24 protein-coding genes are annotated in these 21,730 nt (G+C 32.4%); 17 read left to right on the forward strand and 7 right to left on the reverse strand.

From position 1 onward, the window contains the following. Positions 1 to 139 precede the first annotated feature (139 nt). Positions 140 to 2,176, forward strand: a complete 2,037-nt coding sequence (locus HQN62_RS08370) for a dipeptidyl-peptidase 3 family protein (protein WP_173504006.1) — start codon at positions 140 to 142, stop codon at positions 2,174 to 2,176. A gap of 128 nt (positions 2,177 to 2,304) precedes the next feature. Here HQN62_RS08370 and HQN62_RS18915 read toward each other — a convergent pair whose 3' ends face one another. Continuing rightward, positions 2,305 to 2,493 carry a hypothetical protein gene (locus HQN62_RS18915; protein WP_116795605.1) on the reverse strand — a complete coding sequence of 63 codons (189 nt, stop codon included), beginning with the start codon at positions 2,491 to 2,493 and terminating at the stop codon, positions 2,305 to 2,307. Between the two features lie 81 nt (positions 2,494 to 2,574). On the opposite strand from HQN62_RS18915, the gene HQN62_RS08375 reads away from it, so the two are divergent. Then, on the forward strand, positions 2,575 to 2,955 hold the full coding sequence (locus tag HQN62_RS08375; protein ID WP_116795604.1) for a pyrophosphohydrolase domain-containing protein: 381 nt from the start codon (positions 2,575 to 2,577) through the stop codon (positions 2,953 to 2,955). Between the two features lie 98 nt (positions 2,956 to 3,053). On the opposite strand, the gene HQN62_RS08380 is transcribed toward HQN62_RS08375, so the two are convergent. Beyond that, complete coding sequence (locus tag HQN62_RS08380) at positions 3,054 to 4,121, reverse strand: branched-chain amino acid aminotransferase (protein WP_173504007.1); 1,068 nt, start codon at positions 4,119 to 4,121, stop codon at positions 3,054 to 3,056. Between the two features lie 308 nt (positions 4,122 to 4,429). On the opposite strand from HQN62_RS08380, the gene mnmC2 reads away from it, so the two are divergent. The 3 genes from mnmC2 (at position 4,430) to HQN62_RS08395 (ending at position 5,846) form a co-directional block, all read left to right on the forward strand. Further along, positions 4,430 to 5,089 (forward strand): tRNA (5-methylaminomethyl-2-thiouridine)(34)-methyltransferase MnmC2, encoded by a 660-nt coding sequence (mnmC2, locus tag HQN62_RS08385; RefSeq protein ID WP_116795602.1) that lies wholly within the window; start codon positions 4,430 to 4,432, stop codon positions 5,087 to 5,089. Positions 5,090 to 5,241: 152 nt separating this feature from the next. Then, positions 5,242 to 5,439, forward strand: a complete 198-nt coding sequence (locus tag HQN62_RS08390) for a hypothetical protein (protein ID WP_111409149.1) — start codon at positions 5,242 to 5,244, stop codon at positions 5,437 to 5,439. A gap of 215 nt (positions 5,440 to 5,654) precedes the next feature. Further along, the gene (locus HQN62_RS08395) at positions 5,655 to 5,846 is read left to right on the forward strand and encodes a hypothetical protein (protein WP_116795601.1); all 192 of its coding nucleotides are present in this window, start codon (positions 5,655 to 5,657) and stop codon (positions 5,844 to 5,846) included. Between the two features lie 48 nt (positions 5,847 to 5,894). Here the strand turns inward: HQN62_RS08395 and HQN62_RS08400 are convergent, their stop codons facing one another. Continuing rightward, positions 5,895 to 6,836 (reverse strand): hydrogen peroxide-inducible genes activator, encoded by a 942-nt coding sequence (locus HQN62_RS08400; RefSeq protein ID WP_173504008.1) that lies wholly within the window; start codon positions 6,834 to 6,836, stop codon positions 5,895 to 5,897. A 186-nt stretch (positions 6,837 to 7,022) separates the two neighbouring features. On the opposite strand from HQN62_RS08400, the gene HQN62_RS08405 reads away from it, so the two are divergent. The 4 genes from HQN62_RS08405 (at position 7,023) to can (ending at position 10,656) form a co-directional block, all read left to right on the forward strand. Continuing rightward, positions 7,023 to 7,502, forward strand: a complete 480-nt coding sequence (locus HQN62_RS08405; RefSeq protein ID WP_173504009.1) for a Dps family protein — start codon at positions 7,023 to 7,025, stop codon at positions 7,500 to 7,502. Between the two features lie 127 nt (positions 7,503 to 7,629). Continuing rightward, entirely contained in the window at positions 7,630 to 7,926 is a 297-nt protein-coding gene (locus tag HQN62_RS08410; RefSeq protein ID WP_116795598.1) for a hypothetical protein, read from the forward strand. Between the two features lie 343 nt (positions 7,927 to 8,269). After that, positions 8,270 to 9,925 (forward strand): SulP family inorganic anion transporter, encoded by a 1,656-nt coding sequence (locus HQN62_RS08415; protein WP_173504010.1) that lies wholly within the window; start codon positions 8,270 to 8,272, stop codon positions 9,923 to 9,925. 89 nt (positions 9,926 to 10,014) lie between these two features. Then, positions 10,015 to 10,656, forward strand: a complete 642-nt coding sequence (can, locus tag HQN62_RS08420) for a carbonate dehydratase (protein WP_116795596.1) — start codon at positions 10,015 to 10,017, stop codon at positions 10,654 to 10,656. Positions 10,657 to 10,725: 69 nt separating this feature from the next. On the opposite strand, the gene HQN62_RS08425 is transcribed toward can, so the two are convergent. The 4 genes from HQN62_RS08425 to HQN62_RS08440 form a co-directional block, all read right to left on the reverse strand. Then, positions 10,726 to 11,928 carry an LETM1-related biofilm-associated protein gene (locus HQN62_RS08425; protein WP_173504011.1) on the reverse strand — a complete coding sequence of 401 codons (1,203 nt, stop codon included), beginning with the start codon at positions 11,926 to 11,928 and terminating at the stop codon, positions 10,726 to 10,728. Positions 11,929 to 12,149: 221 nt separating this feature from the next. After that, positions 12,150 to 12,719 (reverse strand): YdeI/OmpD-associated family protein, encoded by a 570-nt coding sequence (locus HQN62_RS08430; RefSeq protein WP_116798342.1) that lies wholly within the window; start codon positions 12,717 to 12,719, stop codon positions 12,150 to 12,152. 8 nt (positions 12,720 to 12,727) lie between these two features. Next, on the reverse strand, positions 12,728 to 13,255 hold the full coding sequence (locus tag HQN62_RS08435; RefSeq protein ID WP_116795594.1) for a superoxide dismutase family protein: 528 nt from the start codon (positions 13,253 to 13,255) through the stop codon (positions 12,728 to 12,730). 74 nt (positions 13,256 to 13,329) lie between these two features. Further along, positions 13,330 to 13,854: a hypothetical protein gene (locus HQN62_RS08440; RefSeq protein WP_173504012.1), complete on the reverse strand. Its 525-nt coding sequence runs from the start codon at positions 13,852 to 13,854 to the stop codon at positions 13,330 to 13,332. A 200-nt stretch (positions 13,855 to 14,054) separates the two neighbouring features. Between HQN62_RS08440 and HQN62_RS08445 the strand changes: the two genes are divergently transcribed. The 8 genes from HQN62_RS08445 to HQN62_RS08480 all read left to right on the forward strand — a co-directional run bounded on the left by HQN62_RS08445 (position 14,055) and on the right by HQN62_RS08480 (position 21,727). Beyond that, positions 14,055 to 14,408 (forward strand): META domain-containing protein, encoded by a 354-nt coding sequence (locus HQN62_RS08445; protein WP_254454505.1) that lies wholly within the window; start codon positions 14,055 to 14,057, stop codon positions 14,406 to 14,408. A 41-nt stretch (positions 14,409 to 14,449) separates the two neighbouring features. Then, the gene (locus tag HQN62_RS08450; protein ID WP_116795592.1) at positions 14,450 to 14,959 is read left to right on the forward strand and encodes a DUF4251 domain-containing protein; all 510 of its coding nucleotides are present in this window, start codon (positions 14,450 to 14,452) and stop codon (positions 14,957 to 14,959) included. Positions 14,960 to 15,163: 204 nt separating this feature from the next. Beyond that, entirely contained in the window at positions 15,164 to 16,408 is a 1,245-nt protein-coding gene (locus tag HQN62_RS08455) for a BamA/TamA family outer membrane protein (protein ID WP_116795591.1), read from the forward strand. Between the two features lie 116 nt (positions 16,409 to 16,524). After that, entirely contained in the window at positions 16,525 to 17,007 is a 483-nt protein-coding gene (locus HQN62_RS08460) for a hypothetical protein (RefSeq protein WP_116795590.1), read from the forward strand. Positions 17,008 to 17,243: 236 nt separating this feature from the next. Next, a complete protein-coding gene (locus tag HQN62_RS08465) occupies positions 17,244 to 18,002 on the forward strand; it encodes a hypothetical protein (protein ID WP_173504014.1) in 759 nt (252 codons plus the stop codon). A 140-nt stretch (positions 18,003 to 18,142) separates the two neighbouring features. After that, positions 18,143 to 19,078, forward strand: a complete 936-nt coding sequence (locus HQN62_RS08470) for a transporter (RefSeq protein ID WP_217362512.1) — start codon at positions 18,143 to 18,145, stop codon at positions 19,076 to 19,078. Between the two features lie 237 nt (positions 19,079 to 19,315). Then, entirely contained in the window at positions 19,316 to 20,653 is a 1,338-nt protein-coding gene (locus tag HQN62_RS08475) for a TolC family protein (RefSeq protein WP_116795588.1), read from the forward strand. A 9-nt stretch (positions 20,654 to 20,662) separates the two neighbouring features. Beyond that, positions 20,663 to 21,727: an HlyD family secretion protein gene (locus HQN62_RS08480; RefSeq protein WP_173504015.1), complete on the forward strand. Its 1,065-nt coding sequence runs from the start codon at positions 20,663 to 20,665 to the stop codon at positions 21,725 to 21,727. The last annotated feature ends 3 nt before the right edge of the window (positions 21,728 to 21,730 follow it).

The raw sequence follows: 21,730 nt of genomic DNA on the forward strand, positions 1-21,730 counted from the left end.
AATTGTACTGGTAAATTCTATGTTTTGAGTTGATAATTATGTAAATAAGGAATTATTCAAGGCTTTGTTTTTATTATTTATTTAAAGAATCAGTATATTTGTTATGTATTTATTTGTTTAACATCTAAAAGAAATATAAATGAAATTAGTTAAAATAGCAGGCCTTTTCATGGTTTTTGCGATTTCGATTGTAAGTAATGCACAAGGCGATAAAAATGCAACAGCAAAATCTACTCAAAAAGAATCTTCCGATTTCTTCGTAGAACAGTTTTCGGACATAAAAGTTTTACGTTATCAAATTCCAGGATGGGAAAACCTTACTCTGAAAGAGCAGGAATTGGTTTATTATCTAACACAGGCCGGAAATTCTGGTCGTGATATAATGTGGGATCAGCATTATAAATACAATTTGACGATCCGAAAAGCATTAGAGAATATTTATCAAAATTATAAAGGTGATAAAAATGGAACCGATTGGAAAAATTTTGAAATTTATTTGAAAAGAGTTTGGTTTTCAAACGGTATTCACCATCATTATTCAACTGAAAAAATCAAACCAGATTTTTCAATAGCCTATTTCAATACTTTGTTGAAAGCTACCAAAACAACTTTGTCACCTAAAATAGTTGCTATTTTATTTAATGATGTTGATTCGAAAAGAGTAAATCTTGATACTTCAAAAGGACTATTGGAAGGATCAGCAATCAATTTCTATGAAAAAGGTATCACTCAAAAAGAAGTAGAAGCTTTTTATGCTGCGAAAAAAAGTCCAGATCCAAAGAAACCGTATTCTTTTGGTTTGAATTCTAAATTGGTTCGAAATGCGAACGGTCAATTAGAAGAGAAAGTTTGGAAAAGTGGCGGTATGTATGGACCAGCGATCGATAAAATTATTTATTGGTTGGGGAAAGCACAAAAAGTTGCCGAAAATAAAAAGCAAGGCGATGCAATTGGACTTTTAATAAAATATTATAAAACAGGAGATCTTAAAACCTGGGATGATTATAATATTGCTTGGTTGCAGGCGACAGAAGGGAATATCGATTATATCAACAGTTTTATAGAAGTTTATAATGATCCATTGGGATATAGAGGTTCTTATGAAGGAATTGTTCAAATTAAGGATTTTGATATGTCCAAAAAAATGGAAGTAGTATCGAAAAACGCTCAATGGTTTGAAGATAATTCTCCATTGGCACCAGAACACAAAAAGAAAAATGTAGTTGGTGTTTCTTATAAAACAGTTGTAGTTGCTGGAGAGTCAGGAGATTCATCGCCAAGTACCCCAATTGGGGTGAATTTGCCAAATGCAGATTGGATTCGTGCAGATTATGGTTCTAAATCGGTTTCACTTGGAAATATTATTGATGCTTACTCCAAAGCAGCAGGAAAGGGAAAACTGCAAGAATTTGCAAATGATGAAGAGGAAATAAGATTGGCTGAAAAATATGCTGAATTGGGAAGTAAATTGCATACTTCTTTACATGAAGTAGTAGGACATGCATCGGGTCAAATCAATCCTGGTGTTGGAACTCCAAAAGAAACTTTGAAAAATTATTCTTCAACATTAGAGGAGGGAAGAGCTGATTTAGTTGGATTGTACTATTTATATAGTCCTAAAATTCAAGAAATTGGTTTGGTAGATAATTGGAAAGAATTAGGAATGGAGTGTTATGACAGTTATATCAGAAACGGTTTGATGACCCAATTAGTTCGTTTAGAATTGGGTGCAAATATAGAGGAAGCTCACATGAGAAACCGTCAATGGGTAAGTGCTTGGGTTTTTGAAAAAGGTAAAAAGGACAATGTTATCGAAATGATTACTCGTAACGGAAAAACCTATTTTAACATTACCGATTACGATAAATTACATGATTTATTTGGTCAATTATTGAAAGAAGTACAGCGAATTAAATCTGAAGGCGATTATGAAGCAGGGAAAGCGTTAGTAGAAAATTATGGTGTAAAAGTTGATCAAAAATTGCATGCTGAAGTATTGGAACGTAATAAACAATTTCCAGACGCTCCTTATAGTGGTTTTGTAAATCCAGTTTTGGTTCCTAAGTTGAATGCGAAAGGAGAGATAATATCGATAGCGATAGAACAACCAAAAACATTTGCGGAGCAAATGTTGAACTATTCTAAAATTTATGGTTTCTTGCCATTAGAAAATTAAAAAGTATAATGCTACAATACGAAAAACGCCCACAGTGATGTGGGCGTTTTTTAATTTAGCGAAAGCACTAAATTTCAGTTTGAGATCTTTGAATCTAATCGTCTTAGAAACTTAGCATCTTTTTGAAATTAATGCTTAAAATAAATTTTGATAACAAATAAGAGTCCTATAAATACTAAGAAGCCAATTAAGATTTTATAATTTCCTTTGTAAAAAACTTTGTGTAAGTTGGCATCTTTTCGGTAAGCAAATACCATTGCTATGACAAAAGCGATAAAAAAACAGAGTGCAAATAGTAGTTGACCTTGGCTGAACATGTTTGAATAATTTTTGGCAAATTTAGCTAATAGTTTAGAAATAGTTGTTAATTTTCCATTTCAAATAAATAATAATAAAGGATGGAAAAACAAATCAACGCTGTTAAGGAATTTCATACAGCATTTAGGATAGGTCACAGTGAAACGCCTATTGCTAGTTTAGGTGAAGCCAAAAATATACTTCGTTACAATTTGATGAAAGAAGAGAATGAAGAGTATCTTGAAGCAGTTCAGAATAATGACTTAGTAGAAATTGCCGATGCATTGGGGGATATGATGTACATTCTTTGTGGTACTATTATAGAACATGGGCTACAACACAAAATTGAAGCCGTTTTTGACGAAATTCAACGCTCAAATATGAGTAAATTAGGAGAAGACGGAAATCCTATTTATCGTGAAGACGGGAAAGTAATGAAAGGGCCTAATTATTTCAAACCTGATTTTTCTAAGCTTATTTAAGGACTATACATATTTTAAAAAAACAAAAAGCAATTTTCAATTTGAAAATCGCTTTTTTTATAACTTCAATCTGCAATCTTGATTCTGCAGTCTAAAATTTATACCTTAACTGTCCAACCAAACGTATCTTCAGTTAGTTTGTTTTGAAGGTTTGTTAGTTTTTCTTTCAATAAAGAAGCAAATGAATTTTCAATTTTTGGTAATTCATAATAAACGTCTTTGTAAGAGTAACCAGCAATCGGGTTAACAACTGCAGCAGTACCAGCACCGAAAATCTCTTTTAAAGTTCCATTTTTTGAAGCTTCCACAAGTTCAGAAACTAATACAGGACGAACCTCTACCGATATTCCTTCTTTTTTGGCCATGTCGATAAGACTTTTTCTGGTAATACCATCTAAAATACGTTCGCTTACTGGAGCAGTCAATAAAGTGTCGTTTATTCTAAAAAACACGTTCATTGTGCCCGCTTCTTCAAGTTTGGTGTGCGTAGCGTCATCAGTCCAGATTACTTGTTGGAATCCTTGTTTGTTAGCCAAAGTAGTTGGGTAGAATTGCGCAGCATAGTTACCGGCAGCTTTGGCAGCACCAATACCTCCATTGGCAGCTCTACTATAATGTTCTGCAATTAATACTTTTACTTCACCAGAATAATAAGCTTTTGCTGGTGACAATAAAATCATGAATTTATAATCTTCAGATGGATTGGCAACTACGCCAGTTCCTGTAGCAATCATAAAAGGTCTAATGTACATCGTACTTCCATTTCCTTTTTTTACCCAAGCTTGATCTAATTTTAATAATTGTTTCAACCCTTCCATAAAAACAAATTCAGGAACTTCTGGCATAGCCATTCTTACGGCTGATGTATTGAAACGTTTGTAGTTTTCATCAGGTCTAAAAAGCCATACATCATTATTATCATCTTTGTAAGCTTTCATACCTTCAAAAATGGCTTGTCCATAATGAAATACTTTCGCAGATGGATCAAGTAAGAAAGGTGCATACGGTTTAATAACTGGTTGTTGCCATTCTCCATTGATGTAATCACACTCAAATAAATGATCTGTGAATACTGCTCCAAAGCTTAAATTATCAAAATCAACTTCATTTATTTTTGAAGTAGCTGCTTTTATTATTTCTATTTTGTTGGCTTGAGTGGTACTCATAATTGTTGCTTAATATGTTTAAAAAAAAAGTTATTTAGTTAATAAAATGGCTGTAGTAAAAAAGTTTTCTATTACCATTGATATTGATTGCAAAATTAAATAAAAATCGGATAAATACTTGTCAAAATATCATTAATTATGGTGTTTAACTGTGATTTATTTATTGTATAATTTTATTTGAAAATTGAAGTAAAATTATGTGGATTATATAAAAAATATGGTTTTTAGATAGCGATAAGAAATTCTTTTATTTAATTTTGAGCACATTATAGTGTTCGGAAATACTATATCACCTCAAAAAATACATTTTGGAAAGAGAAATTATACGTACTCAGGATGGTTCTACAACAATTCATATCAAAGAATGGAATGAATGTTATCATTCTAAACATGGTGCAATACAGGAAGCTAAGCATGTTTTTATAAAAAATGGATTGGCATTGTTTCCAAATCAAAGTATCTCCATTCTTGAAATTGGTTTTGGTACAGGCTTAAATACTTTTATAACCTTTTTGGAAGCTCAGGGTCTTGGTCAAACAATTAATTATGTTGGGGTAGAAGCCTATCCGATTTCTGAACATGAAATTCAATCCATGAATTATTTGGAGGAATTGGATGCTTTGGATTCAAAAGCTGTTTTTGATAAAATACATTCAACAAATTGGGAAGAAAAAAATGATTTGTCAGAAAATTTTTCTTTGACCAAAAGGGAACAATTTTTTCAGGATATTGACGATATAGAAAAATTTGATTTGATTTATTTTGATGCTTTTGGTTATCGTGTTCAACCGGAATTATGGAGTACCTCAATATTTGAAAAAATGTACAAAGCCCTCAAACCAGATTCAGTGTTAGTTACTTATGCGGCTAGGGGTGTTGTGAAGAGGAGTATGATTGAAGTAGGATTCACAGTTGAAAAATTAGCAGGACCTCCAGGAAAAAGAGAAATGTTTAGAGCAAGAAAGTAAGTTTTTCTTTTGCCTTTGATATATAAAGTTATTTTACGAAAACGTTATAATTTTTGAATTTCTATGTTAAAAAAAATAATTGTATATGAAAAAAATGTACATTTACATCACGTTAAAATCAAGATCTAACCCCAAAAAAATCTTAATTTATTATGTCTAAAGTAATGTTTGATTATACAAAATCTGTGCTAGAAAGAGTGAGTTTTGACCCTGTCCTTTTTTGTAAAGAATTAGAAAAAGCAATAAGAACACTTTTACCTTTCGAACTGGATCAATTAAGAGAGTGGTTGTTTAGCTTCACAATTGAAAAGCCAGAATTGAAACAGTGTTTAATAATTGTAAACCCATAAATAAAAGGAACCAAGAAATTGGTTCCTTTTATATTTTTACAAGTTTTGCAACTGGGCCTAAAATTGCACATTGTAGTTATTTAGCTTCGTATTACATATATAACGTGTAATTTGTCGATGGTATTTGTTTTTGATGGATTATTTTTTTTGTAAGATTAAAATATTTCAATACTTTTGTACCTGTTTACTAACGAAATATTTAAACCTTTTTTGTTATGTCTAGAATGATTTATGATTATACAAAAATGGTACTCGAGAGAGTAAGTTTTGATCCTGAGCTTTTTGAAAAAGAGTTGAAAAAAGCGTTAAGGAGTTTATTGCCTTATGAGATTGAACATTTAAGAAATTGGTTGTTGTTCTTTACGGATGAAAAGCCAGAATTGAAAAGATGCTTAATTCACATATAAGGTAATTAAGAATATAAAAGGAACCAAATTGGTTCCTTTTTTTATGAATTATTTTTTCGGAAGCGGACTAACGATTTGGACGTTTTGAAAGACAATTGCGCCTTTAACAACTCCTGCAATTGTGCTTCTTAAAGCGTCGATGATTTGAATCTTCAATTCACTTTTTGGATATATTAAGCTCACTTCACGAGCTGGTTTAGGTTCCTTGAAATGTCTGAGTTTTAATTTGTCCGATTCTTTTAGATCTAAGGTGTGTAAATAGGGAAGTAAAGTAGTTCCCAATCCTTCATCTGCCAGTTTTATTAATGTCTCAAAGCTTCCGCTTTCAATTTGAAAAGATTTTAACCCCGACTCATTTCTATTTTTGCATAAATTCAAAATTCCATCCCTAAAACAATGCCCGTCTTGAAGCAACAAGATGTCATTGATGTTAAGGTCGTCTACTTCAATTTCCTCTTTTTGAAAAATGGTGTTATTTTCTGGAATGTAAGCAACAAAAGGTTCAAAGTAGAGTACAATTTCTTTAATTTTTTCGTCTTCTAGTGGTGTTGCGGCAATTGCAGCATCGAGATTACCGTTTTTTAATTTTGTAATTATTTCGTCGGTATTCAATTCCTCAATGATCAATTTTACTTTTGGGTATTTCTTGATGAAATTGTTTAGAAACATTGGAAGTAAAGTGGGCATGATTGTCGGGATAATTCCGAGCCTAAACTCACCACCAATAAATCCTTTTTGTTGTTCCACTATATCTTGTATGCGATCGGCTTCGTTAACGATGTTTTTCGCTTGGTTAACAATTTTTTGGCCAATATCAGTTAGTTGAATCGGTTTTTTGGTACGGTCAAAGATTTGTATACTCAGTTCGTCTTCAATTTTTTGAATTTGCATACTCAACGTGGGTTGAGTCACAAAACATTTTTCGGCAGCCAAAGTGAAATTTTTGTGTTCGGCTACAGCCAAAACATATTTGAGTTGTGTGATTGTCATTAGATAGTATATTTTTATGCAAATATAAAAACAATCAATTTAATTTATAGTTATTTTTTAAGTTTAATAGATAATTTTGATAAAAAATAAAAAGGATGTAGAGTATTGCTGTAGCTTTAAGGTTACATCGTAATAAATAAATAGTTCCAAATACAAGTAGGAACATTAATAAATAAAACAGAAAGCATGAAACTAAATACAATTGGATTACCAGTAGAAGAGTCAGAGGTTATAATAGTTGAATTGAATGTACTTTTGTCGAATTATCAAATCTATTATCAAAGTTTACGTGGTTTACATTGGAATATTAGAGGAAGACGATTCTTTGATTTACATCTAAAATTTGAAGAGTTGTACAATGATTCCCAGCTAAAAATTGATTTAATTGCTGAAAGGGTTTTAACATTGGGCGGAAGACCATTGCATACTTTTGAAGATTACATTAAATTCAATCAATTACCGGTTGGAAAGAATATTTCGAATGACGTAGCTGGTATTGAATTAATAGTGAATTCACTCTCTCAATTGTTAAAAATAGAAAGAGATATTCTAATGAAAGCCTCAGAAATAAATGATGAAGGAACGAATTCTATGATGAGTGATTTTATTGTAGAGCAAGAAAAAACCATTTGGATGATGAACGCCTGGTTGGAAGAAAGTTTATAAACCAAAAAGATTTTATGGAGAGCCTAAGTAATATATTGTATTTCTTAGGCTTTTTTTCGTGTTAAAAATAAATTAATTTTAAAGAACTCATTTTTTAATTCAATTTCTATCCTCTACTTTTGCCGACATGAAAGTTTTTGCAAGTATCGTATTATTGTTTTTTGTTTTATTTCTGGCAGGGCCTACAATTGTGGCTTGCTTGGAAAAAGACAAAGATGGTACGAGCCTATGTGAAGATTGCAATACTCGTTCTTCGTCTATTGAAGAAATCAAACATGATATAAAATATTATACGTTCAATCCTTTTTTAGAAATGTCATTTTTGGATGTTGAAAAAGGCTCTCGTCTAATAATTTTTGAAAATTTATCAAAGCATGATTTAATTAGTGCTTCCATATTTATTCCTCCTCCAAATCTGGTTTAGTTTTTTTGCCAAATTTCATTATCGATTGATAGTTTTAGTAGTTAATAGAGCAAATTCTTAATTTGTTCATTAATTGTTGGTATAATTATCGAATTACTTTAATTTTAATTTAAAATACTGAAAATAAGAATGTTACTTAACTGCTTTCTTGTTTATTGGATAAATCTGTTTTTTTGTTTCCAAACTAATTAATTGAATATTTTACAAAAATTAATGTTGCTTTAATGATAATGGTATTCTTTTTTTCGGATATATCAGTGTTTGAACATTGATTATCTTCCTGCCACTGCAATATTGTATTGCAGTAAAAAATGAATTTAAACTTTTATAATTAATTTATATTATGTCAAAAAAAACTAATCTCTTTACTCATTTTAAATCTGATTTTGCTTCTGGTTTGGTTGTCTTTTTAGTGGCGCTGCCACTTTGTTTGGGAATCGCAATGGCTTCAGGAGCGCCTTTGTTCTCAGGAATTATTTCTGGAATTATTGGAGGGATTGTAGTCGGTTATCTGAGTCAGTCACAAATAAGTGTTTCTGGACCTGCTGCGGGACTAACCGCAATTGTATTAACGGCAATCACCGATTTGGGAGCTTTTGATATCTTTTTAACAGCTGTTTTTATTGCAGGATTAATTCAATTGGCATTGGGTTTCCTAAAAGCAGGAAGTATTTCCAATTACTTTCCAACCAATGTGATTGAAGGAATGTTAGCCGGTATCGGTGTTATTATTATAATGAAACAATTACCTCATGCTTTTGGATACGACGCCGATTTTGAGGGTGATGAATCTTTCTTGCAGGTAAGTGACAATAATACTTTTTCAGCTCTGTTTGATGTAATTAATCATCTGCAATTAGGAGCAATATTGATTACCTTAATTTCAATAACGATTTTAATTATGTGGGATAAGGTTCCTGCTTTGAAGAAATTAAAGTTGGTTCCAGGTGCATTGGTTGCCGTAGTCATTGGAGTTTTATTGAATGAGTTTTTTATTGCTTCAGGAAGTTCTTTGGCTATAGGAAAAGACCATTTAGTTTCGTTACCAATTCCAACTAGCGTTGAGGAATTTAAAGCAATTATTGTGACGCCTAATTTTGCAGGAATAATGAATCCAAAAGTTTGGGTTGTAGGTTTGACTATCGCGATTGTGGCTTCTATTGAAACCTTATTGTGTATTGAAGCTGCTGATAGAATGGATGTTCACAAACGTTTTACAAATACCAATGTTGAATTAAGAGCGCAAGGAATAGGAAACATAGTGAGTTCGCTTTTGGGTGGATTGCCTATGACATCTGTCGTGGTTCGTTCTTCTGCAAACAATGCAGCAGGTGCCAAATCAAAATTATCAGCAATAATTCATGGAGTTTTATTATTGGTGTCTGTACTTACAATTCCTTTTCTTCTGAATAAGATTCCTTTGGCAACATTGGCTGCGGTATTGATTTTAGTTGGTTACAAATTAGCAAAACCAGCAACATTCAAGCATTTTTGGCACTATGGTAAATATCAGTTTTTACCTTTTATAGCTACTTTTTTAGGTGTTGTATTTACAGATTTATTGAAAGGAGTGGCTTTAGGAATTGCAATTAGCATTGTGTTTATTTTAAGAGGAAATCTTAAAAGAGCCTATAGTTTTAGAAAAGAGGAGTATCTCGATGGCGACGTTATTAACATTGACTTGGCTCAAGAAGTTTCTTTTTTGAATAAAGCGGCTATCAAATTAACATTGGCAAATATCCCTGAAAACAGTAAAGTTGTTATCAATGCCCATGATACTGTTTATATAGCTCACGATATTTTGGATTTAATCCATGAATTTAAATCAACAAGAGCTGTCGATGAAAACATAAAGGTGAAGCTAAAAGGATTCAAAAAAGAATATGCCTTAGAGAATAGCGCAGAAACTCAAAACCATGTAAGCATAGAGCACCATTACGATTTTGTAAAAAGAGAAATCGTAGAAAAGAAGGTTGTAAAAGAAGAGTTTCCAGAATAATTTGTGATTTTAAAAGTATTAAGACTTTTATACTTTTCTTTGTATTATATTTAATTTGAAAAAAAACAGACTAATAAAAAAAAACTAAAATGAGTGATTTCTATAAAAAAATACTAGACAATAATAAAAAATGGGTAGAAGATCAATTAGAATTGGACCCAGAATATTTTAAAGATTTGGCTTTGGGGCAAACACCACCATTATTATGGATTGGATGTTCGGATAGTCGTGTTCCTGCAAATGAAATTATAGGTGCCAAACCAGGAGAGGTGTTTGTTCATAGAAACATTGCCAACATGGTTATTCATTCGGATATGAATATGTTGAGTGTACTTGATTATGCCGTAAATGTGTTGAAAGTAAAACACGTTATTGTTTGTGGTCATTATGGTTGCGGTGGAGTAAAAGCGGCAATGGGTAACGACTCAATAGGTATCATTGATAACTGGATTCGTCACATAAAAGATGTATATCGTTTACATGATAGATATTTAAATTCTATAGTAAACGAGGACGAACGTTTTAATGCTTTTGTAGAAATCAATGTAAAAGAACAGGTATTTGACTTGGCTAAAACATCCATTATACAATCCGCTTGGAAGAATGGCACAGAAGTAACTATTCACGGATGGGTTTACGGTCTAAATTCAGGTTTTGTTACTGATTTGGGAGTTAATTTTAGTTCAGATAAGGATTTGGATGAAGTGTATCAGTTGAATTTCAAAGAATAATAATGTGTTCTATTATAAGTAGCTATGGTAAAAAAAAGAGGCTGTCTATTTAGACAGCCTCTTTTATGTTTAATCTTCATTATCCAAATTTTCATTGAATGAAGAAGGTAATAGTGTTGGGATAAATTTAATCAAAATGGGAAGCAATAAACTGCCCCCGGGAAGTAAGAATATGGTCAGTGATGGCACAGTTTTGCAAATATCCAATAATTGTTTTTTTACCTTTTTCTTTTCTTTTTCGTCCAAATCTCTATGTGTAGAATGTGCCAAAAGCAGCATCAACTCTTTACTTTCTAGTATCTCTTTTATTAATCTCGATTTATTGCGTGAAATCAAAGTAATAACACTTTTCGTGGTTTGATCGTAAAAATGTTTTACCGGATTTGAATAATTAAAATAGGGGATATCTTTTTTGTGCTTGGCAATGAATCCATCGGTGCTGAGAATACTTTTTGAAACAAAATCATCTTCAATTTGTAAGGTTTCAGCTAGTGTATGCAAAAAGTAGGCTTCGTTATTTTCAATGACTCCATCACTCCATAATGCCATTCCTGCAATATCAATCAGATATTTTTTTTCCAATTCGGCATTGAAATAGTCCAACTCTAAATTCTCTAATGTTATATTTCCTTTCTTGGAAAACTTACTGTATCGAATCGAGGCTTCAAATAATTTGATTAATAAATCATCATATTGAGATTTATTGGTTTTAATTTTTAATGCCAGAGTTACAATATTGACAACCGTTTCTTCAATTTTCTTAAGATATTTTTCAGGAATTTCACCATGAATTAAGTATTGACGAAATGCCAAAACATCAATGAATAGCAGTGCATTGGTAACTAAATGCGAAAAGTTTTTATTGATTATATTTTCGTTTGTCTGTACGCGTTGGTCAATTATGTTTTCCAACGTTAGGGCGGTATTGTTTTTGGGTAGTATTTTTTTAAATAAACTAAAGCCTTCCGGATGCATTTGTTTATAAAAAGCATTGGCTTGTTCAATAAATTCAGAAGAATCTTTTTCTTTATTCGTTAATGAATAAATACCATATAATGCATTTAGTAAGGCTATTTTAGAAATTTCTTCTTTGAACCAACCTTTGGTTTTTATTTCAAAAGGCGTATCAAATGAAATGATGTGACCGTAGATGAAACCAGTATTTCTTAATTTTTGATAAAAACTATCTTCCGTTTCAGATACATTGTGTTCTGATAACTTTAGTTTTGTAAAGAATTTATCTATCCAACCAGATGCTGAAGGGTTAATCATTGCTTAATTTTGATTTTGCAAAGCTATGTTTTTTTATGAATCAATGGGGACTTATTAGATTTATAAAATTAGCTCATGGTGAATTTTTGTGAAATTTTCACTTTTCACTTTTGGAAAATTAAGATTCAGTAATTCAAAGTATTCGTATACCTATATTATGGTCTAATCGTGTATAAATATTTTTTTTGGATTTACAGAAAAAAATGGGATGACTAATAAAATCAGTCTCTCGATTTTTTGTTTTGTTGGCAAAGGTCAATTATAGAGGCAATTCTACTGTTTCTGGTTTCGGCTCTTTTGGCATGATTGAGCCAGTACAGATAACTTTTTCTATAGGAAGGGCTAAAGTTTTTATAGTTCTCAAAAGCCATCTGATTTTGTTCGAATGCTTCCGCTAAATCCTTCGGAATTATCAAATCTTCAACAGCGTCTAATGAAGTCCAAGAACCGTTTTGTTTGGCAATCTCGATTTTGGCCAAGCCACTTTCGTGCATCAGATTATCGGCAATGAGTTTTTCGATATAGGTTTTGTTGAGTTTACTCCAAACGCTTTTATTTTTTCTGGGAGAAAAGATTTGCTTTCGGCTGTGTTCATCTACATTTCTCACGGTGGAATCAATCCAACCATAACAAATGGCTACTTGAACTGCTTCCTCCCAACGCATACTTTCAAAAGGACTATTTACTTTATAGAAAATTAAATACACACCAGTTGACAAATGATGATTGTTATGCAACCATTCTCGCCAATCTGATGCGTTTTTGAAATAAAGATGTTCCTTTTCTTTCAAGAGATTTTTTATTTTATTATTGCTGAACAAGCTACTCTTGCACCCGCATTTCCTGTTGGTTGGGTTACAAAATCATCGGCACCTTGATGAACAATAAGACCTTTACCAATAACGTCTTTTGTAGCATCGCCACAACCAATACACCATTCATCTGTTGTCAAAGTGATAGTTCCGTTTCCTTTTTCATCAGCGGTAAAATTACCGATATCACCTTTATGATATTCTCCTTCTCCCCATTTTCCATGTTTTTTGAAGGTAGGATTCCAGTGCCCTCCTGCAGAACTTCCGTCAGCTGCAGAACAATCTGATTTTTCATGAATATGAATGGCATGGATTCCAGGTTGCAATCCAGCAATTTTTGCAACAAAAGTTACTTTACCATTTTTCTCTGTAAAAGTGGCTGTCCCTGTTACTTTACTATTACTTTTTGGTTCAAAAGTAAGGTTTAGGGTTTTGGCATCACTAGATTTGCTATTGGTTTTACAGCCAATGATTACAGCAATAATTAGGGCAGCGGAAAAGATTATTTTTTTCATGATTTTAAAAAATTATAATTGGATTATAAAATTACGTATAAAAAAGCGTATTAAAATTAATTGTTTCTTAAAATCTATTTTGACTTTTCTCCGACAAAATGGTTGGTTGGTGATTTAAATAATATATTGAACGAGGTTAGGCTGCCATAAATACGGGTAATATATTGCTGTAATTCTATCTTTTCTATTTCTTCAATTTTGCTGCTGTTTATCTTTTGTTCCATAACGCGCAAGCGATCACGTACCATTATGATTTTATGGAAAAAAGTGTCAATTGGAATTTCTTTGGGAGCCAATCCTATCTGACCCGGTTCCAAAATCATTTTTCCCCCTTTCCATTTGTCTCCAATAGGTACAATTTCGGAAACATCCGACCATTTTTTCAAAAGGTCCCGTAAACTCTGTTCCACTTCCGAAAAGCTTACAGTATCCACTTCGTCAACAGTAGCTTCGATGACTTTGAATTCGTCGTTCAAAGGGATAGTTTCTAAGCCATTTTCTATAAACGTTACCCAATACTCTTTTGAAGAAACATTAGTTATTACTCCTTTTCCATATTCTGGGTGTTCAATTCGCGAACCTATTCCTAGTAGTGTCATGGTGTTTTTTCTTTTTCACGAAAATAATCATACCTTTTTTAAAAAGCAAATTTGAATTGGAAACCTCTTTTTCTTATTAATTTTTCTTATTTTTACGCAATATGATTTTTAAATTATTGACCATGAGGAAAGTAGCGCTATTGATAGTATTTGTTTGCTTGTGTTGTGTTTCATGCACTACATCAAAACCAACTGCAAAAATGACATCACTTGAAGGAACTTGGGAATTGAAATACATAACAGGACCTAAAATTGCTTTTGACGGTTTGTTCCCCAACAAAAAACCAACAATTGCATTTGATTTGAAAGGTAATAAAATTACAGGAAACAATAGTTGTAATCAGTATTTTGGAGCTTTGCTTATGGATGGTGCCAAAATTAATTTTAAAGATGCCAAAATTGGTATGACAATGATGGCCTGTGAAGGTAATGGGGATTCAGTATATATGGATACCCTGAATAAAATAGAATCGTACACGATTACTGATGATGGGAAAACCTTGAATTTTTTGTTAGGTAATATTGTAATGATGCGATTTACCCATCAAGAATAAATTTTTTGTAATCATTTGTTTATCATAAAAATTAAGAACTCATGAAAACTGTGGTATTATCTTTTTTCCTTTCTTTTTCAATGCTAATAGGTTTTGCACAAGAAAAAACGAAACAGCAAATAAAAGAGGAAAAAAAATTGGCAAAACAAAAAGAAGTGGAAGCTCTTATAGATTCCAAAGAATATGAATTTACGGGTGTAATGGCCTATCCGCATGGTGGTAGAAGCATTGATTTGACTACAAACCCAAATTTTTTGAGATTCAAAAAGGATTCGATTCATAGTGAAATGCCTTATTTTGGGAGAGCATATAGTGGTGTGGCTTATGGAGGTGGTAACGGTGGTTTATATTTTAAAGGTCCTATAAAAGATTATTCGGTAACAAAAGGCAAGAAGAATTATATAATAAAAGCCGAAGTTAGGGATAATTCAGATAATTATTCGGTTACTTTAACTGTCTATTTTGAAGGTGGAGCTTCTTTAACTATTGGGTCAAATAATCGTGATTCAATTAATTATAGAGGAAGTATCGAAAAAATAAAAGTGAAATAATTCGTTTGGATTTACTGTTGCTTAATTGTGATTTTGGATTTAATGTAATTGCATTATTATACTTATGTTTTTTGTTTCCAATAAAACTAATTAGTAGGATTAGTTGAAACCCACATTTAAAAAAAATCTTCCGATAAGATGAAAAAGTGGGTTCCGGACAACCAAAGTTGAAATATTTTTTCGGAAAAAAAGTAAATATCTGTTATGATAAAATTCTTAATTCCTTTTTTTATTGTTTTATTTGGAAATCAAAGTTTAGTTAATGCTCAAACTAATCCGGATATTGACAATTCTTGCCCACCCAAAACGGTTTTTGAATTGTTTAAAAAGAAAGACTCAATTCTGATTGTAAAACCTATTAAGAATAGTTTTTTGCTGGTTATTCCTATAATCGGGATACAGCCGGCAACAGGGTTTAGTTACGGGGCGACGGGACAATATACTTTCAAAGGTAAAGGAATTTCAGACAAATATTCTTCTGCCAATCTTGGGGTGACTTTTACTACCCAAAAACAGTTATTGGTTAATGTCAAAAATAATATTCTATTAAAAAGCAATAGTATTTATCTTAGGGGCGATTATCGACTGTACATTTTTACACAACCCAACTATGGTCTGGGAACTAATATTATTCCAACAAACAGAGAAGATCCTGATTTTGATATAGAATCGATCAAAGAGCCGATGGATTATAACTATTTTAAGTTTCATCAAACCGCTTCATGGGAAATAAAAAAGGATTTTTATATAGGTGGAGGAATTGAAATTGATTGGTATTCGTCAATAATTGATAAGAACCTTGATGTTGCAAACGGAAAATTCACTAACCATTATAATTATAGTGTTCTTAATGGATTTAATGAAAATGAATATTTTGTAAATGGGCTAAGTTTTAATTTTATCTACGATTCCAGGGATAACCAAATTAATACGCGAAAAGGCTGGTTTGCTAATGTCGATTACAGGCTTAATGGACATTTGTTTAATGACCAAAAGGCAAGTAATGTACTCTATACTGAGTTTAGGTACTTTATTCCAATGGATCCCAAAAGAGAACAATTTGTACTAGGTTTTTGGGCTTATGGACAGTTTGTAACCAAGGGAGTTGTTCCCTATTTAAATTTGCCCGCCATAGGTTGGGATCAACGAAGTCGGAGCGGGGAGGGTTATACACAAGGCCTTTTTCGTGGAAATAATTTAGCTTATTTTCAGGTCGAATTAAGGTTTCCCATAACCTGCAATCAGCTTCTTAGTGGGACTGTATTTACAAATTTTACATCTGCAAGTAATAAGTATGACCACATTGGACTTTTTGAATATGTTCAGCCTGCTTATGGGGTTGGTTTAAGACTTCTGATAGATAAAGCTACTCGTACCAATCTTGTTTTTGATTATGCGGTTGGAAATCATTCTAAAGGTTTTTATTTAAATGCAGGAGAAACGTTTTGAATTATTTGTTGTTGATAAATAGTGGTTTATGATGAATTTGTTTTTTAGATTTTGTAATATTTTAATGAGAAATTCTTATATTTGAGAGAAATTAACTAAATTTAAAACACATACACATGAAAAAATTATTTTTATTATTTGCAGTAGCGTTTTCAGCTACAACATTTGCCCAATCAACTTTGAAAGATGATATTGATGTTGTACAATCTGTTTATGGTAAGTCCAAATCAGAATTGGTAAGACAATATATGGCATTGTCTGGAACTCAAGCTACAGATTTTGCAAAAATCTATGATGCTTATGAACTAGAAAGAAAAAAACTAGGAGAAGAAAAAGTCTACTTAATTAATCAATATGCTACAGATTATGCAGCTTTAACAGATGACAAAGCCGATGCAATAGCTAAAGGTGTTTTGAAAAATAATATTGCATATGATAAGTTATATAGTTCTTATTATGAGAAAGCCAAAAAAGCTATAGGAGCAATAAATGCCACAAAATTTATTCAACTCGAAATTTATTTGCAAACCGAGATTAGAAGTAGTCTGCAAAATGCAATACCTTTTGTAGGTGAATTGGAAATGACAAAAGTGAAATAAGGATTTGTTTGCTCAAAAAAAAGAGGCTGTCTAAAAAGTATAGACAGCCTCTTTTTTTTGTAACTTTAAGTACATTTTTAGGGACTAGTGATGAAAAAAGCAATAGTATCTCAGATTGTGACTAATTATAAGTTCTTTTGTCATAAAAAGTGTTAATTTTTGTTTCTTTATTTTAGAAAAAAACGTTAAATTTGTTAATGTACTTTCCTAGTTTTATGTAATTTAAAAAATAAATCATGAAAAATTTAACTACTCCATTTAGAATTGTATTCATTTTTGCATTTGCGTTATTTATATCTTCAAATGATGTTTTCTCCCAATCTGATTTTAGAGATTTTAAGAATTCAGTTAAGTTTAACGTCTCGAATACGTTACTTTATGATAATTCCTATCAGTTTTCGTATGAGCGGATTATTAAAGAAAATCAAAGTTTGAATGTTTTTGTGGGATATCAGGAGTTTCCATTAATAACAATTGATCTTGATGGGGTTGATTTTGATAAAAAGAACAATAGAACTGGTTTTTCAGTTGGTGCAGATTACAGATTTTATTTGGGAAGTATCAATAAATACAAAGCGCCCAGAGGGGTGTATTTGGCTCCATTTGTTAGCTTTTTTCAATTTTCAACGGATAGAGATTTAATTTATACCAATCCAGATACTGGAGTTGTTAGTAATTCTAATATTTCTACAAAGTTAAATTTGACCAATGTAGGAGGTGAATTAGGGTATCAGTTCGTATTGTGGGATAGATTTGTTATCGACTGTGTTTTATTTGGACCTTCTTTGACTCGATATAAATATAATGCAAAACTAGATAGCAGTATTCCAGGGCTTGATGAGAATGAGGTTTATCAAAAGATAATCCAAGCGATAAAAGATAAATTCCCTGGAGTTGAAGGAATCACAGGAGATGAAGGGATTGAGAAAAAAGGGGTGCAATCTGTAACCGCTGTTGGGTTTAGATATAATATCAGTATTGGTTATCGATTTTAAATATACATGAAAGGATTACTTGTAACCTCAAAATTTTTTTGAGGTTTTTTTAGTTTCAATTTTTAGAAAGGTATATTGATTTTTTTGAATGGCATCTAAAATAGTTTCAAATGCAATTTTAGAAAGATTTTTAATTTCTTATGAAAATTCAGGATATGGTTGTGCAAAGCTTAATTTGTGTTAGAAAGACTAAATTTTTATTAATTGCCCTTTTCTTTATTTACAATTGTTGTGTGGCACAGGATCTTGAGCCAAGAGTTTATGCAAATTTGCCTAAAGGTGGTAATATTATAGTGGGTACTTATGGGTTCATGAAAGGAGACGTGGTCTCAGAACCAACTTTGCCTATCGCGGATTTTGTCATTTCAAGCAATAATTTTGGAGTTGGGTATATGCATACGTTTGGTTTGGCTAATAAATTAGCTAGAATTCAAGTCGCTGTTCCGTACGTGACTATGGATGGTAAAGCTACAGTAAGTGGAGAAAAAGTCACGGGAAATCGAACAGGTTTTGGAGATATGCGTATACGATTTGGAATCAATTTATTAGGTTCTCCCGCATTGGAAAGAAAAGAGTTTGCCAAATACCAACAAAAAACAATATTTGGGACAAGTTTAGTTGTCTCAGTTCCTACAGGTGTTTATTATGCCGATAAAAGAATTAATATAGGTTCCAACCGTTGGGGATTCAAGCCGGAGGTGGGTATTTCCAAACGATTTGAACATGTTTACGCCGAATTCTACTCTGGGGTTTGGTTTTATACCCAAAATAATGAATTTCTTAGTGATAAAGATTTGGAGCAAAAACCAGTGCTTTCTTTACAGGGTCATGCCAGTTATTTTTTCAAAAACCACATGTGGGTTGGGATTAATCTTAACTGGTTTAGCGGCGGAAAAACGGTTATTGATGACTTGCCTGCTGGAAGTGTAATCAATAGTTCAAGAATCGGCGCAACATGGTCTGTACCATTATCAAGAAGTCAATCTGTTAAATTGCAATTTAATACAGGAACGTTTAAGAGTATTGGACTAAATTATGATTCCATTAGCCTTGGTTATCAATATGTTTTTTTCTAACATTTGGAGAACTTCTGGTGGCTACATTACTTCTTGAAAGGATTTGATTATGAATTTACTTTGTAAAGGTGTTATTTTAGACGCTGGTTATTATTAGTGTAATTACTGTTATAAAATTGTTAAAATGTTTATATTTGTTTAAGGATATTATTGATTTCGAGTGAGAAATAAAGTTTTGTTTAAGATTAGTGTAGCATTTTTTTACAAGTTGTAATTTTTTAAATTGAAAATTAGCTAATGGATTACCTTTTTTTAAAAAGTCTTAAAAGTGAATTTGTTATTCTGATAATAGCATGTTTTTTTTCTGAAATTGGATTTTCCCAAAATGATGAAAGTGTCAGAATCATAAGATTGGATGAAGCCATAGAATTGGGTATTCGCAATAATAATCAGCTTAAAATAGCCAATTCCGACGTTACTATTGCCAATGAAAATTTGAACCAGTCCCAAATAGCCAAAGCACCGGTTCTTGGCTTAAATATGGGATATAATTATATTGGAAATCCTAAAGTCTTTGAGGGTTTTTATGAAAAAAACACGACAGTCGATTATTTTAATCACCAAGGATCAGCTAATGTTTTTGCATCCATGCCTTTATATTATGGAGGGGCAATCAACAATCAAATAGACAAACAACAACTAATGGTCAGTATGCAGGAATCGGTTGCCAAGATGACCGAAACTGAAATTAAACAAGCAATAACAACCCAATTCTTCACTCTCGAAAAGTTATATAAGGAAATTGAAATTACTAAACAAAACATTGTCAATACGGATATACGAATCAGGCAATTGGAATCCAGAGTTTCCAATGGACAAAATCTTAAAAGTGATTTGTTAAGAACCGAATTGCAAAAGTCGAATTTTGAGGTGGCGGTTTTTCGCAGTTCCAATTCAATCGAGTTAATCAGCAATTATTTGGATATATTGACAGGGCTTCCTACCAATACCAGACTAAAACCGGTATTGGATGGTATTTTAATTCCTGCGAAAGAGGTCAGTTTGCAGGAAAGTTTGTCTGAAGCCTATGAAAATCGTTATGAAATCAAAAGATCACAAATCAATGTTAAAATAGCCGAGTCATCCTTGGATATAACCAAGAGCGGTTTTAAACCTTATATCAATGCCAACTTGCTTTTCAATACACAATATCCCGCGCAATGGCCTAATTATTCAGATAATATTCTCAATTATTGGGCGGCGGGAGTGTCTCTCAGTTGGGAAATTTCCAGTTTTTATAATATAAAACACCGTGCCAATGCGGATAAGCTGCAAATAGATAAAAGCAATATTGCACTTGCGGCTACCAAAGATCAAATCAATCAAGATGTAAAGGCAGCCTATATTCGATTTACGGAAAGTGCGAGAAACATAACAACTTTTAAGAAAGATGTTGATTTGGCACTGAGCAATTACAAAATCGTAAAAAGCCGTTATGACAATGATTTTGCCGTAATCAGCGATATCGTTGATGCCGAATTGCAGTTGAACGAAGCTAAAATTTCACTAAATAATGCCAATATAGATGCAATTATTCAATATTATTCCCTGCAGTATGCAATGGGTAAACTTTAATTTTTTTTTATGAGCGAAGATAAAACCATCAACGAAGCTGTCGTAAAAAGCGAAAAAAAGAGAAATACAATATTGACTATTCTTTCTTTTATTTTCATTATAGGAGGAGGCATTTGGATATTAAGCTTGATTTTCGATTTTCATCGGTATGAGACAACCAATAATGCCCAAGTTGAATCCTATATTAACAGTGTTACGGCCAGGGCAACGGGGCATGTTGCTTCAATCCATTTTGACGCCAATCAATTTGTTCATAAAGGCGATACTTTGGTTGTTCTGGACGATGAAGAATACAGGATAAAAGTAAAACAGGCCGAAGCTGATTTGGCTGTTGCCGAAGGGAATCTCCATTCATTGGAACAATCCATAGTTACGGCCACTGCAAATCAGGCTGCATCCAAAGATAATCTTGAGGGTGATAAAGCGAGTCTTGACAAGGCCGAAAAGGATTATCAACGTTTTAAAAATATGATTGCCGATTCAGCAGTTACCAGAAATCAATACGATCAAGTAGTTTCAAAACTACAATCGACTAAAGCGTATCTCGATGCTGGCCAAAAACAGTTACTGGCGAGCGTATCAACCACTAAACAAAGTTATACCAATCTTGAAGCGGCCAAAGCCACTGTAGCCCGCAAAAAAGCCGATTTGGAAAACGCTTTGTTACAGTTGTCTTACACGCGAATTATTGCCATGGCTGACGGTTATGTAGGTGAGAGAACCATATCGATAGGTGAGTTGATTAATGCCAATCAGGTTGTGGCAACACTAGTTTTGAACCAAAAGGTTTGGGTCACTGCCAATTTTAAGGAAACCCAAATTGGAAAAATTAAACCAGGGCAAGAAGTGACCATTACTGTTGATGCGCTTGACGACAAAGAATTTAAAGGAAAAGTGGTGGGTTTTTCGCCGGCTACTGGAGCTAAATTCTCAATGGTGGAACCGGACAATTCGACTGGGAATTTTGTGAAAATCACGCAACGTATTCCTGTAAAAATTGATTTTGAAGCTTCCGCAAAAGAATTGGAATCCGTAAAACCAGGGATGAGTGTGACTGTGGAAATAAAAAAGTAAAAA

Source organism: Flavobacterium sp. M31R6 (assembly GCF_013284035.1).
Lineage (GTDB): Bacteria > Bacteroidota > Bacteroidia > Flavobacteriales > Flavobacteriaceae > Flavobacterium.

Excerpts from the sequence above, each read along its gene's own strand:
- HQN62_RS08370 (WP_173504006.1), top strand. The coding sequence starts at position 140 with ATGAAATTAGTTAAAATAGCAGGCCTTTTCATGGTTTTTGCGATTTCG.
- HQN62_RS18915 (WP_116795605.1), bottom strand. The coding sequence starts at position 2,493 with ATGTTCAGCCAAGGTCAACTACTATTTGCACTCTGTTTTTTTATCGCT.
- HQN62_RS08375 (WP_116795604.1), top strand. The coding sequence starts at position 2,575 with ATGGAAAAACAAATCAACGCTGTTAAGGAATTTCATACAGCATTTAGG.
- HQN62_RS08380 (WP_173504007.1), bottom strand. The coding sequence starts at position 4,121 with ATGAGTACCACTCAAGCCAACAAAATAGAAATAATAAAAGCAGCTACT.
- HQN62_RS08390 (WP_111409149.1), top strand. The coding sequence starts at position 5,242 with ATGTCTAAAGTAATGTTTGATTATACAAAATCTGTGCTAGAAAGAGTG.
- HQN62_RS08395 (WP_116795601.1), top strand. The coding sequence starts at position 5,655 with ATGTCTAGAATGATTTATGATTATACAAAAATGGTACTCGAGAGAGTA.
- HQN62_RS08400 (WP_173504008.1), bottom strand. The coding sequence starts at position 6,836 with ATGACAATCACACAACTCAAATATGTTTTGGCTGTAGCCGAACACAAA.
- HQN62_RS08405 (WP_173504009.1), top strand. The coding sequence starts at position 7,023 with ATGAAACTAAATACAATTGGATTACCAGTAGAAGAGTCAGAGGTTATA.
- HQN62_RS08410 (WP_116795598.1), top strand. The coding sequence starts at position 7,630 with ATGAAAGTTTTTGCAAGTATCGTATTATTGTTTTTTGTTTTATTTCTG.
- HQN62_RS08415 (WP_173504010.1), top strand. The coding sequence starts at position 8,270 with ATGTCAAAAAAAACTAATCTCTTTACTCATTTTAAATCTGATTTTGCT.
- can (WP_116795596.1), top strand. The coding sequence starts at position 10,015 with ATGAGTGATTTCTATAAAAAAATACTAGACAATAATAAAAAATGGGTA.
- HQN62_RS08425 (WP_173504011.1), bottom strand. The coding sequence starts at position 11,928 with ATGATTAACCCTTCAGCATCTGGTTGGATAGATAAATTCTTTACAAAA.
- HQN62_RS08435 (WP_116795594.1), bottom strand. The coding sequence starts at position 13,255 with ATGAAAAAAATAATCTTTTCCGCTGCCCTAATTATTGCTGTAATCATT.
- HQN62_RS08440 (WP_173504012.1), bottom strand. The coding sequence starts at position 13,854 with ATGACACTACTAGGAATAGGTTCGCGAATTGAACACCCAGAATATGGA.
- HQN62_RS08445 (WP_254454505.1), top strand. The coding sequence starts at position 14,055 with ATGACATCACTTGAAGGAACTTGGGAATTGAAATACATAACAGGACCT.
- HQN62_RS08450 (WP_116795592.1), top strand. The coding sequence starts at position 14,450 with ATGAAAACTGTGGTATTATCTTTTTTCCTTTCTTTTTCAATGCTAATA.
- HQN62_RS08455 (WP_116795591.1), top strand. The coding sequence starts at position 15,164 with ATGATAAAATTCTTAATTCCTTTTTTTATTGTTTTATTTGGAAATCAA.
- HQN62_RS08460 (WP_116795590.1), top strand. The coding sequence starts at position 16,525 with ATGAAAAAATTATTTTTATTATTTGCAGTAGCGTTTTCAGCTACAACA.
- HQN62_RS08465 (WP_173504014.1), top strand. The coding sequence starts at position 17,244 with ATGAAAAATTTAACTACTCCATTTAGAATTGTATTCATTTTTGCATTT.
- HQN62_RS08470 (WP_217362512.1), top strand. The coding sequence starts at position 18,143 with ATGAAAATTCAGGATATGGTTGTGCAAAGCTTAATTTGTGTTAGAAAG.
- HQN62_RS08475 (WP_116795588.1), top strand. The coding sequence starts at position 19,316 with ATGGATTACCTTTTTTTAAAAAGTCTTAAAAGTGAATTTGTTATTCTG.
- HQN62_RS08480 (WP_173504015.1), top strand. The coding sequence starts at position 20,663 with ATGAGCGAAGATAAAACCATCAACGAAGCTGTCGTAAAAAGCGAAAAA.